The 12,200-nt window shown below is 74.2% G+C and carries 2 protein-coding genes; one reads left to right on the top strand and one right to left on the bottom strand.

The window, feature by feature from the left end; all coding sequences use genetic code 11:
* Positions 1–11,861: GNAT family N-acetyltransferase (locus VKZ81_RS04810; RefSeq protein ID WP_324240179.1), on the bottom strand; the 11,861-nt coding region annotated here is incomplete at its 3' end.
* A gap of 94 nt (positions 11,862–11,955) precedes the next feature.
* Between VKZ81_RS04810 and VKZ81_RS04805 the strand changes: the two genes are divergently transcribed.
* Positions 11,956–12,200 (top strand): hypothetical protein (locus VKZ81_RS04805; RefSeq protein WP_324240178.1); only part of this gene is annotated, 245 nt, incomplete at its 3' end.

The following is a 12,200-nucleotide window of genomic DNA, read 5'->3' as shown; positions in this document are numbered from 1 at the left end:
CCCCGCTTGGGGGCCTTGCGGCCGAGCGACAGCTCGAGCGCCACACCGAGGCGCGAGGCGTAGTAGGTGGTGCCGGTGAGCACCGCGGCGGCCACCGCGGCCGGGAACTGCCACTCGGACGCGAACTGCATGGTGAGCAGGAAGTTGGCCACCGTCAGCACCGGGAAGCCGATGACCTGCACCATCCACCGGAACCGCGGGTGCCCGCCGATGTCGTAGCCGGCCCGGCCGCTGGCCGCGGAGGCGGCGGCGTGCAGCAGGAACGCCGTGTCGGCGACGGCGTAGATGGCGTTGACCCAGAACGCGAGGCCACCGCTGGTCGCGGCGAGCGCGATGTGCCCGACCAGGTTGATCAGGAACGTGGCCGCCAACGTGGTGTGCAGGGCCGTGCCGAAGCGGCCCGAGTGCGGGTTCATGTCCGTGATCGAGTTGGCGGTCGCCCCGATCAGCCGGCTGATCCGGTCCTGGTAGGTCGAGTACTCCTTGATCGCCAGCTTCTGGCGGTCGGAGACCCGCTCGCCGGGCAGCAGCGGCGTGTAGCGCAGCACCGCGGCCAGCCGCACGAACTCGTCGGTGAGCCGGTCGAACTCGCCGAGCACGTGACGCAGGTGGGCGTCGCGGCCCCGGCCGGGGACGGGCTCGAGCTCGTAGGGCAGGTTCTTGCGGATCACGTGCGCCTGCCAGGCGATCACGTTCAGGTCGATCCGGCCGCGCTCGATGATCGACTCGCCGAACACCCGCGCCTGCTGGGTGTGCGCGGTGCGGATCAGGGTGATCGTGCCGCGCACGATGAACGCCGCGCTGTTGGTGATCGTGAGGATCCCGGTGGGGGCGAGCGCGGTGACCGGGCCGAACGCCATTGCCACACCGAGGCCCATGAGCACGCCGCCGACCACCATGTTCACCCGGAACCGCTTGCGCAGGGTCTTGCGCATGTCGGCGATGTCGCGCTCGGCCTGAACGGCCTTCTGCTGGGTCTCCTCCACGTCGTCCCGGACCGCGTCCATCCACTCGGTGCGTTCCGGGGATCCCGGGGTGGTGCGCGTGGCGGCGTCGACCTGTGCCGCGAGCACCATGGCCTGGACGCTGTAGTCGACCCCGAGCTCGGTGGCCCGTTCCGCCGGGCGCATGCCCTTGCGGGCGAGCCAGGCGTCGGCCAGCCCGTCCAGCCGGCCCCGCGCCTTGGCGACCTGCTCGGAGGCCGCGAGCTGCAGGGCCCGCTTGTAGAGGCCGAAGGTGTTGCGCCCCACCACGACGGCCGGGGTGACCGCGTGGTGCCAGCGCAGCATCGAGCGCATCTGCTGGTGCGCGTGCCAGTTGCCCGGGCCGACCGGGATGTGGTTCGGATCGTTGCGGCGTCCGGCGGCGCGCTGCTCCTCCACCCAGGTGCGGACGAACCGCTCCCGCTCGACCGGCAGCGCCCGCAGGAAGTCGTCCCACGCGCCCGAGGTGATCTCGTCGAAGGCCCACTGCTGGCCGCGGCGCCGTGCGTTGCCGTACACCCGGTGCGCGTTGGTGTGCAGCACCAACTGGACGGCTCGCTTGCCGCCGCGGTGCGACTCGATCTCCTCGAACAGCGGCGTCATGTCGTGGTAGTGCCGCTCGTAGTTGTCCTCGGTGGGAGCCTTGACCGAGTCCGACCCCCACAGGAACCGGGTCGGGTGATCCAGGACGAGCCGGACGAACCGCTTGCGGATCCTCGCGTCGGCGTAGATGTGCTGGGCCAGGTCGTTCCAGGAGACGTCGAAGTTGACCTGCTCGGCGGGGAAGGTGCGCAGCACCCAGTCGATCGCCTCGAGGTGGTGCACCGAGAGCGTCGTCCACTTTCCCGTGCCGAGGTGCGCGAGCACGACATTGGCCTTCGGGTACTGCCGCAGCAGGCCGAGCAGCGGCACGAAGAACCGCTCGTCGGGGGCGCCGGCCAGGTAGAGGCCATCGGCGCGGAGCCGGGCGAGGCCCGCGTCGTTGTGGATGATCACCGCTTGGCCGGTCTCCGACGAGGCCTGCAGCAGCTCGCGGGTGTGCGGCGAGTACACGTCGGGCGCGCTGTCCGGGAGCGTCTCGGCCAGCCGGTGCCTGGACAGGTCGCGCAGCAGGGTGCGCAGGCCGGCGAGGTTGGCGGTCAGCCGCTCGAGCAGCTCCAGCACGTTCAGGCTGGTGGGGCCGTGGTCGGCCGGGAACACGGCGGCGAGCCCGGGTGCCACCTGCCGCAGGTGCGCGAAGGTGACGTGCCCGTCGCGCAGCGCCTTCTTGACGACCTCGGCGGCGCTGATCAGCTCGCCCGCGTAGTCGAGGTACTCGGGGTTGAGCACGTGGGCCGCCTGCGGGCCGAGCAGGCGGGTCACGCCCTCCTTGGCGAACGTGGTCTCCGCGACCGCGTACGCCAGGTCGGGGTGCGTGATCAGCATCGCGTGCAGGTAGCCGCGCGCCCCCGGGATGTCCAGCCGCGCACCGGAGATCCCCGGGATCACCCGCCACCGCAGGTTCGCGTCGAGGGACCGGACGGCGTCGAACAGCCGGACGTCCGGGAACTTCCCGCGCATGGCCAGCATCGGCACGTTGAACGTGATGCCGAGCCGGTAGACCCCGATCTGGGCGTAGTAGAAGGTGCCCGACCCCGCGGTGAACAGGCCCATGCCGCGCTGCGGGATCGGCGAGAGCACCACCGTGCCCTGGTGCCCGGCGGCCCGCATCATCTTCAGCTGGTTCTCGATCCGCACGTAGCGCGGGTCGGAGTAATCGTTGTGGTGCAGGTGCGTGTCCCACAGCAGCCCCAGCGCGCGGCGCTGCTTGCCGATCAGCTCGGCTGCCCGCGGCTCGACCCCGAGCTCGACCAGCCGCTCGCGCAGCAGGTCGACGTCGCTGGTGTCGAGCGCCGCGGTCGCCGCCCGCAGCTCCGCGGGCACCGGCGGAACGCCGGCCACCCAGCCTCGCCAGCGCGCCCACACCGCGGCGCGGATCGGGATGAACTTGTCGACCCAGCGCAATCGCTCGGCCGGGTTCGCCTCCGGGATCCGGGTCATGTCGGCGACACGGTCGAACGGGATTCCGGTGATCTTGTGGATCCGGAAGTTGGACATGCCGCTCTTGGACGCCTGGACGACCGCGTCCCGCACGGCCTCGTAGAAGGCGACGAGCGCCCGGCCCTCGTCCTCCAGCCGCTCGTCCACCCGCGTGGTGGCGTGCTGCAGGTCGTGGTGGATGCCCTGCAGGAGGCCGCGCAGGAGGACGGCGACGTCGGCGCCCTCGGTCCACCCCGGCGGCGCCGCGGCGGGCCGGTCGGCGGCGACGGCGGCCTCCACGATCACGGCAGGCAGCTCGAGCAGGGTCGCGGCGCGGGCGATCGCCGCTCGCTCGGTGAGGGACGCGTCGGAGTTCCGCAGCGCGGCGACGGTGAACGACGCCCACTCGCGGCGACCGTCCCACCGCTCGACGGCGCCGTGCAGGTCGCGCACGGCGGCGTCGTAGGCGTCGAGCGCCCGGTCGACCGCCTCGCTGTGGGCGTCGACAACGGCCACCAGCCTGCGCCGTACCGAGAACGCGTAGCCGTGCCACCGAGCCCATCGCCGGCGCCGCTCCTGCCGTGCGACCGCCTCGCGCTGCGCGGTGACCACCGCGCTGTGGAACTCCGAGGCGTAGCGCATCACGACCGGCAGCCAGCGCCGCTGTCCGACGAAGACCCTTCGGAGGTGGTCGCGCACCTGCCCGTACTCGCCCGCGAGCACGGTCAGCACGTCCGCCCGGCCGTCGGCCGCGAGCTCGCCGAGCTCGCGGCGGGCGCGCGCGGTGAGCAGCTCGCCGTCGCGGTGGGCGGGGTCGGCGACCGCCCGCTCGGCCAGCACGGCGATGGTGTGCGCCTGCTGGGGGGTGAACCCGGCCCACGGCGCGAACAGCGCCTCGACCAGCTCGTGCAGCACGCCGGCGGGGTCGTTCGTGTACACGTGAAGCGTGCCGTCGGGGCCGAACCGGTGGCCGGCGTCGGCGGACAGGCCCATCCGTCGGTCCGTGATCGGCCGGTTCAGCCGCCGGAACACGATCGCGGGCGGCGCCCTCGGGGCGGCCGGGTAGCGGCGGCGCAGCTCGGACGCCGCGGGGCCGTCGAACACCCCGTCGAGGTACTCGGCGGCGGCCTCCCGCCACAGCCCGACCAAGTCGGACGGCTCGTTCGGCCCAGCCGGCAACGTGCCGCCCGCACGCAGCTGCTCCGCCATGGCGGACCGCGTGGCCCGCGACAGGGGCCGCCCGCCCAGCTTGCGCCCGAACGCGGTCTCGTCCATGCGCGAACCGTGCGGCTTGCGCAGCCCGGACGTCGACGCCGGCCCGGTGACGGGCCCGGCGGCGTTCAGGACGCCGGCGCCTGCCACCTTCTCGGCGTCGAGGGCGGCGCGCGTGGCGCGCACCTCGGCCGTGGTGCGCGCGACCGCCGCCTCCAGCCGCTTGCGGTGCGCCTCGACGGCGCGCAGCGCCTTGGCCGGAGGCATCTCGAGGATGCCCGGTGCCAGCGGCTCGCCCGGCGGGTCCAGCGGCAGGTCGGGATCCCGGGCGATCGCGGCCACCACGTCCGACGGGAGGCCCAGCGCCGCGGCCACCGCCTCGATCGCCTCGGCCTCGGTCCGCCTGCCGGTGGACCGCAGCCTCATCACGAGCCACGGCACGGAGTTGCGGGTGAACTCGTGTAGCCGGAGCACGGCCTCGTCGTTGCGGGCGATCGCCTCGTCGTGGGCCACCGCGGCCGGGGTCGGGACCCGCCCGGCCTCCACCCAGCGGGTCACCTCACGCCGCGGCAGGCCGAGCAGCCTGCCCACCTGCCAGGCCGTGAGGCCGTTGTTCAAGGCGTGCAGCGCGGCGTCGCGCCGCACCGCGATCAGCTCGTCCGGGCCGAGCGGGATCAGGGTGTGGTCGACGGGCCGGTGCCAGACGCTCCAGGCGCGGACCACCAGGTCGCCGACGACCGTGAACCGCTCGCTGAGCGACACCGCCTCGCGCATGCCGCGGATCCGGGTCAGCCGCGGGTCGTCGATCGGCAGCGCGATCACGTCGCCCCGCATCACCCGGCGGACGCGGTACTCGGCCCACCAGCGCCGCATCTCCCGCCAGCCGCTGCGGAGGTGCCGCAGCGGCTGCGCCAGGCCGCGGTCGAGCAATGTGACGAGGTCGGCGACGCCGCGGCCGAGGTTGCGCAGCCACCTGATCGGGTGGGAGAGCTCGTTCGGGCCGACGGCGCGGCCGGTCGTGACCCCGATGGCCGTGAGCACGGCCAGCCCCGACACGACCGCGGCGGCGACCTGGTCGGACACCGCGGCCGGCAGCCCGACCAGCGCCGCCGCCCCGGCGAGCCCGACCGCGAGCGAGGCGACGGCCCCGGACAGCGCGTGCGCGGTGAAGGCCTTGCCGGCGTGCCCGCCGGCATGCGTGGACAGCCGGTGGCCGGCAGCGCCGTAGGCCGCGAGACCCAGCGCGCCGCCCCCGACGACCCACCACGGCGAGCCGCTCACCAGGTGCGCCCCCGTGAGCGCGTCGACGCCGATCAGCACGCCCGCGGCCAGGACGGACAGCCCGACCAGCCGGTTGGCGGCGGTGTCGAACCGCGGTGCCGCGATCCGCGCCGCGGCGATCGCCACCAGGCCGTGGGCCAGGGTGGCCAGGCCGTGGACCGCGACGGCGAGCAGCGCTCCCCAGCCGGTCAGGGCGGTCGCGGCGATCCCCACCGCGGCGGCCACCGTGAACGCGGGCAGGGCGGCCCACGCCGCCGTGGAGACGAGCAGGCGCGCCCACTGGCGCTCGACCGGCGTGCCCTTGGCGTCGTCGGGAACGTCGATCTCCCCGTACCGGTGGCCCGGCGCGGGGCCGGAGGGCGCGACCGGCCGGGTCGTGCCGACCCGGCGCTCGAACAGGGCGGCGGCCGACCGGGTCGCCGCCCCGGTCACCGTGCGCACGTGGGTGAACCCGAACCGCACGTGCAATTGGTGCAGCTCGGCGTTCGTCGTCCACGCGTCGAGCCGGACCCACTCCCGGCCGTTCTCGACCGCGATGCGGTCGGCGTGCGCCAGCAGCGCCGCGCCCACGCCCTGGCCGGCGGCGTCCACGCTGACGATCAGGCGGTGCACCATCACCGCGGTGGCGAGCTCCTCCGCCGTCCACAGCCCTGGCGTGGCCTGGAAGTCGATCGCGATGGTGCCCAGCACCCGGCCGTCGCGGGTGGTGGCCATGTACGTCTGGCCGGCTCGCACCGACTCCTCGACCCGCGCCCGCCAGGCCTCGAGCGTGATGCCGCCGCTCCACTGGTCCGAACCGCGGGCGGCGAGCCAGGCAGCACGCTCGCGACGCAGCCGCACGATCTCGTCGACGTCGGCCGCGGTGGCCACGCGGATCACCAGGTCGGGGTACGCGGACCCGGACGGCCTCAGCAGGGCCGCGCGGTGGCGCCACCACGCGCGCAGCCCGAACCACACCGCGACGGCGGCGCCCAGCGCGCCGAGCGCTGCGCCCGCGGCGAGCAGCCCGCGGACGAGCGGTGACATCCCCTCGTTCCCCGGCGGGGCGCGGATACCCGGCTGCCCCGGCTGCGGGTTCGTCGTCGCGGGCGACGTGGCCGGGTGCGCCGTACCGCCTGCCGACGGGCTCGGCGTCGCCGGGGTCGGCACCACGGCGGCGGGCTGCCCGCCGCCCGGCGTGGTGGGTGCGCTGATCGACGGGGTCGCGGACGGCGGCAGGGGCCGCGACGAGCCGCTGTCGACCGGCCCGCCGAACAGCAGCACGCCGAGGGCGCCCGCGACCACGGCCACGCGCGCGACCCGTCCGGCGCGGCGGGGCTTCGCCGGGGTGCTCGGCGCGGCGGGCCCCGCCGATCCGGTCGGCCCGCTCGACCCCGTCGGGCCGCTCGGTCCGGTCGGCCCGGTGGGGCCGCGCGGCCCGGACGACGGCGGGCCGCCGGGACGCGCCGTCAGCGACCGGTTCGGCACGTGCCGGCGCGGGATGACGGCGGCGATCTGCTCCACCACGCGCCGCGCGACGATGACGATCGGCACGGAGGCGCCGATGCCGAGGCCGATGAGCTGCACCACCGCGCTGCCCGGGCTGAGGCCCATCAAGCCCAGCGCGATGAGCGACGAGCCGATCATGAAGTTCGCGGCCGCGCCGCGCTTGGGCGCCCGCCGGCCCAGGTTCAGCTCGAGGGCAACCCCGCGGTTCAGCACGTAGGCGGTCGTGGCGGTGAGCACCACCGCCGAGAGCGCCGGGATGATCTCGCCTGCGACCGCGAACTGCACTCCGAGCAGGAAGTTCGCCGCCGTCAACACGAGGAAGCCGGGCCCCTGGACCATGAACCGGAACCACGGGTGGGTGCTGATGTCGTAACCCGCCCAGCCGCTCGCGGCGCCCGCGACGGCGTGCAGCCCGAAGATCGCGTCGGAGATCGCGTACGCGGCGTTGACCGTGAACGTCAGCGGGTCGGGCGCGGTGAGCGCGAGCGCGATGTGACCGACCAGGTTGATCGTGAACGTGGTCGCGAGCGTGGTGTGCACCAGGCGCCCGGTGATGCCCGAGTGCGGGTTCAGCCCGACGATCGAGTTGGCGGTCGCACCGATCAGGCGGCTGATCCGGTCCTGGTAGGTGGAGTACTCCGATACCGCGAGCTTCTGCCGGGCCGCCACCGACACCCCGTTCAGCGGCGCGTAGCGGATCGCGGCGGCCAGCTTGAGGAACTCGTCGGTGAGCCGGTCGAACTCGGCCAGCTTCTGCTCGACGAGCTCGGGGTCCCACCTGCCGACGACGCGGGTGAGCTCGTCGGGCAGGTACTTGCGGATCAGGTTGGCCTGCCACGCGATCACGTTGAGGTCGATGCGGCCCCGCTCGATGATCGACTCGCCGAACACGCGCGCCTGCTGGCCGTGCGCGGTGCGGGCCACGGTGAGCAGACCCCTGACGATGAACGCCAGGCTGTTCGACATCGCGAACACGCCGGCCGGCACCAGCTCGGGCAGCGGCCCGAACCAGGCGAACCACGCCCCCGTCGCCATCAGGCCGACGCCGATCGCGAAGTTGATGCGGAACTTCTTGCGCAGCTCCTTGCGCAGCTCGCCGATCCGACGCTCGGTCTCGACGGCCTCCCGCTGGGTGCCGTCCACGTCGTCGAGCACCTTGTTCATCCAGTCGCGCCGGTCGGGGCCGTGCGCCTTGGTGCCGGTGACGATGTCGACCTGCTGGGCGGCCACGATCGCCTCGGGCGTGTAGTTCACGCCGAGCGCCGCGGCGTCCTCGGCGGGCCGCAGCCCGTCGCGCTCCTTCCACCACAGCGCCAGCTGCGTGAGCCGTTCGCCGGCCACGATCTTCGCGTCGCTCGCGATCAGCCGCAGCGCGCGCCACCGCAGCCGCAGGGTGTCCTTGCCCTCGACGACCTTGCCGGTGACGGCCCAGTGCCAGCGGATGAACGACTGCATCTGCTCGTGCCGGCGCCAGTTGCCCGGGCCGGTCGCGGGGATCGTCCCGTCCTCGCCGCGGGTGGCGACGCGGCCGGCGGCCCGCTGCTCCTCGACCCAGTCGAGGACGAACTGCCTGCGGTGGGCGGGCAGCGCGTCGAGGAACTCGTCCCACTTGCCCGAGGTGATCTCGTCGAACGCCCACTGCTGGCCGCGGCGGCGCGCGTTGCCCATCACGCGGGCGGCGTTGCCGTGCAGCACCAGCTGGACCGCCCGCTTGCCGCCGGGGCGCGACTCGATCTCCTCGAACAGCGGCGTCATGTCGTGGTAGTGCCGCTCGTAGTTGTCGAGCGTCGGCGCCTTGACCGAGTCCGACCCCCACAGGAACCGGGTCGGGTGGTCCAGCACCAGCTGGACGAACCGCTTGCGGGTCTTCTCGCTCGCCTTGATGTGCTGCGCGAGGTCGTTCCACGAGACGTCGAAGTTGACCTGCTCCTCGGGGAAGTTCCGCAGGATCCAGTCGATGACCTCGAGGTGGTGGTCGGAGAACGTCGTCCACTTGCCCAGCCCGAGGTGCGCCAGCACGACGTTCGCGCCCTCGTACTTGCGCAGCAGGCCGATCAGCGGCATCAGGTAGCGCTCGTCGGTCGCCCCGGCCTTGTAGAGGCCGTCGATCCCCAACCGGGCCAGACCGGCATCGTTGTGGATGATCACCATCTGGCCGGTCTCCTGCGACGCCCGCAGCAGCTCCTCGGTGTGCGGGCTGTACATCTGCAGCTCGCCGGTGTCGGACCGGTAGGCCTTCGCCGCGGCCCGGGCGAGGCTGCGCGCCTTGCGGTGCAGCGACACCTCGTCGAGCAGCTGCTCCAGCTCGCGCCGGTTGTCGTTCAGCCGCTCGAGCAGCGCGACCGGGTCGAGCGAGGTCGCGCCGCCACCGGCCGGGAACACCTCGACCAGGCCCGGCGCCACCGTCGCCAGGTAGCGGTGGCTGATGTGGCCCTTGGCCAGCGACACCTTGATGTGGCGGGCGGCGTCGATCAGCTTACCGGCGTAGGCCAGGTAGTCCGGGTTGAGGACGTGCGCGGCCTGGCGACCCAGGAGCCTGGTCACGCCCTCCTTGGCGAACGTGGTCTCGGCGACCGCGTACGCCAGGTCGGGGTGCGTGATCAGCATCGCGTGCAGGTAGCCCCGCGCGCCCGGGATGTCGACGCGGGCACCCGAGATGCCCGGCACGGCCCGCCAGCCGAGGTCGGGGTCCTTCGCCCGCAGGGCGCGGACGCCGTCGAACAGCCGGACGTCCGGGAACTTGCCGTGCATCCTCAGCATCGGCACCCCGAACGTGATGCCGAGCCGCACGACGCCGATCTGCGCGTAGTAGAAGGTGCCGGAGCCCGCGGTGAACACCCCGCGCCCGCGCTGCGGGATCGGCGAGAGGATCACCACGCCCTGCATGCCCGCGGACCGCATGTAGCTCAACTGGCTCGCGATGCGGGTGTAGCGCGGGTCGGAGTAGTCGTTGTGGTGCAGGTGGGTGTCCCACAGCAGGTCGAGCGCACGGCGCTCCCTGCCCACCAGGTCCGCGGCCCGCTCCTCGACGCCGAGCGCGACCAGCCGCGCCTTCAGCTCACCGAGGTCGCGGGTGTCGATCGAGTTCGCGGCGGCCCGGTACTCGCGCGGCGGGGCGGCCTTCGGGTTCGCCCACGCCCAGACCGCGGCGTAGGACTGGATGACCTTGTCGACGATGGGCATCCGCTCGCGCGGGTTCGGCTCCATCTTGCCGGTCATCTCGGCGACGGTCGCGAAGTCGATCCCGGTCGACTTGTGGATGCGGAAGTTCGACATCCCCTGCCGGGACGCCTCGACGACCGCGTCGCGCACCGCCTGGTAGAAGCCGGGGTTCGCCGGGTCCTCCCGGATGAGCACGTCCCCGAACGCCCGTAGCGTCCGGTCCAGCCGCTCGCTGCCGTCCTCCAGCGCCTTCCGGCGGGTGTCCATCATCGCCCGCAGCTGCGTGGCCGCCTCGACCTCGGGGTTCCAGTGCGCGGGCGGCGTCGCCGGCTGTCCGCTGTACACCGCGTGGGCAACCACCGCAGCCGGCAGGTCAAGCAGCACGCGGGCCCGTTCGATCGCCGCCTCCTCGGTGAGCGCCGGGTCCGCCGCGCGCAGCGCCGCGACCGCGAACGCCGCCAGGTCGGCACGGCCGGCCCACGCCTTCGCCGCCTCCTCGAGCCGCTCTGCCGCGCGGTTGAACTCGTCGGCCGCCGCGTCCAGGCCGGTGCGGGCCGCGGCCTCGGTCACCGCCGCCACGAGCCTGCGCTTGATGGTCGGTAGGAAGGCCCAGGCCCGGGCGTGGCGGCGCTGGGCGACGTAAGCGTCCACCAGCGGGCGCATCGTCGCCTCGGCGAGCTCGTGGAACTCCGCGGCGTACCCGAGCAGCAGGTCGCGCCACTCGGGCCGCGCCTGGAACACCTCGCTGATGTGCGCGCGGACGTCGTCGTAGCCGCGCACGAGCACGGTGAGCGCGTCGATCCGCCGCTCGCGCCCCAGCTGGTCGATCTCGGCCCGGGCCCGCGCGGTCAGCCACGAGCCCTCCCGCTGCGCCGGGTCCGTCACGCCGCGCTCGGCGAGCACCGCGATGGCGTGCGCCTGCGCGGGCGTGAACCCGGCCCACCGCGCGAACACCGCCTCCACGAGCTCGTGCAGCACGCCCGCCGCCGAGCCGGTGTCGCTGACGTAGACGTGCAGCGTGCCGTCCCCGGTCCACTTGTGCCCGGCGTCCGCGGCCAGCCCCGTGGTGCGGTCGACGACCGGGGCGAACAGCCAGTGGAACTCGACCTTCGGCGGACCGCGCGGGTACCGGGCGAGCAGCTCGGCCATCGCCGGACCGTCGTGGACCCCCTCCAGGAGCTCGGCGGCGGCCAGCTGCCACAGCGGCAGCAGCTCGGCGGGCAGCCCGGTCGTGGTGGGCAGGCCGCCGCCGGCCCGCAGCCGGCTCGCGAGCCCGGCGCGCTCGTCCGGGGACATCCGCACCCCGAACAGCCAGCGGCGGAACTTGCCCTCCGCCAGCCTGGAGCCATGCGGCTTGCGCAGCCCGCTCGTGGCGGCGCCACCGCCGGTGGTGCCACCCGAGGCCGGCCCGCCGGTGGCGCGCTCCGCGTCCAGCGCCGCCCGGGCCGCGCGCAGCTCTTCGGCCGCCCTCTCCGCGTTCGCCTTCAGCCGCTCGACCTCGGTCTCGACCGCCTTCAGCGCCTCGTTCGCGGTCATCTCCAGGATGCCCGGGGCCAGCCGCGCCGGCGGGTCGAGCCGCCGCTGCTGCATCCGGGCCAGGGCGACCAGGGCGGCGACCTCCTGCTGGCTCATGCCGACCGCGCGCGCCACCTGCTTGCGCACGAGGAGATCGCTGCGGGTGCGGTCCTTGCCGACCCACTCCACGAGCCACGGCACCCAAGCGGCAACCCGCGCCAGCTCGGCCTGAGCGACCGAGCTCCGGTCGAGGGCGGCCCGGTAGGCCTTCTCGGCGTCCGTCGGCTCCCGGTCCTTGCCGCGTCCGCCGACCCAGCCGAACGCCGCGCCCAGCCTCCGGCGCAGGGAGCCGCGCTCGATCGGCTCCTCGGTGGGCCTGCCGGTCGACTCCGCCGCCGCCTTCCCACCCGGCTTCTCCGTCGGCGGCGCGGCGCCGCCGGTCGTCGGGGACGTCGACGACGGGCCGGTCGGCCGCGGCGTGCCGGTGTCGGGTGTCGTGGGACCGCTCGGTCCGCTCGGCGGGCCGCGGATGCTCCACGC

Origin of the sequence: Pseudonocardia sp. (genome assembly GCF_035305885.1) — a bacterium.
Taxonomy (GTDB): domain Bacteria; phylum Actinomycetota; class Actinomycetes; order Mycobacteriales; family Pseudonocardiaceae; genus Pseudonocardia.
The sequence above is the reverse complement of the archived record's forward strand: the minus strand, read 5'-3'. Positions and strand labels throughout refer to the sequence as shown.